Below are 789 nucleotides of genomic sequence, written 5' to 3'. Positions count from 1 at the left end.
AGTTCGGCGTAGCCTTCACGTCCGGTCAGAATGCGGGGCGAATAGCCCGACGGCAGCAGGCTTTTGAGTCTGGCCGCGGATTCTTCATCAAGCACTGCCAGATGGGAGGGACGCCAGCGGTCCGCCTGCTTTGCCAGCAGTTCTACCTGACGGGCGCAGGCCAGACCCTCCACGCGGAATGCCTGTGAATGGCTTTCAACAACGGCAAGGGCGCTGCAGCCGATGGACCCCGTGGAACCGAGAATGACCAGGCCGCGCGGCCATGTGTCGCGCCATGCTTCGTCCGGAGCACCGGAGATATAGTCTGTGGAAGGGCCGCCCTGACCCGGCCAGAGATGTGCCATGTCTGCATCCTGTGCGTGCCGCCGTGTATAGATGCTGTTTTATGGGCAGGCGGCTTGCCCATAAGGAAAAATAGGTATGGTGGCAAAAAAATCAAGCGGCCCGGCACGGGGCCGCCCGAAATGGCGCGGCCAGGGCCGGAAATCACAAAAAATACAAGGCACGGGGCCGGGCGCCAGCCATGAAAAACAGCCGCCCTTATTGGGGCCGGGCGGTTTTTATCTTGCTCCGGCTCTTGCACTGGACTGTAAAATCTCAATGGTGCGCTGCGCTCTTTAGAGCAGATTAACTTTGAAATGCACAGCCTTTAAGCGGCAGGCGCTCTAGAGCAGATTAACTTTGAGAATATACATTCTCAAAGTTTAAGGCACGCTCACTTCGGCGTTTAACCGCGCAGATAAACTGCGCTTACGCCTCCGTAGCGAACGTCTGCTCACGCAGCCGCCA

1 pseudogene is annotated in these 789 nt (G+C 58.3%); it reads right to left on the bottom strand.

The window, feature by feature from the left end:
- A pseudogene (locus V6C16_RS14565) lies at positions 1-344 on the bottom strand (1-deoxy-D-xylulose-5-phosphate reductoisomerase); the annotation flags it as partial.
- Positions 345-789 lie beyond the last annotated feature (445 nt).

Origin of the sequence: Desulfovibrio sp. 1188_IL3213 (genome assembly GCF_036763145.1) — a bacterium.
Taxonomy (GTDB): Bacteria; Desulfobacterota; Desulfovibrionia; order Desulfovibrionales; family Desulfovibrionaceae; genus Desulfovibrio.
Note: the sequence above shows the minus strand (reverse complement) of the source record. Positions and strands in the feature narration are given on the sequence as shown.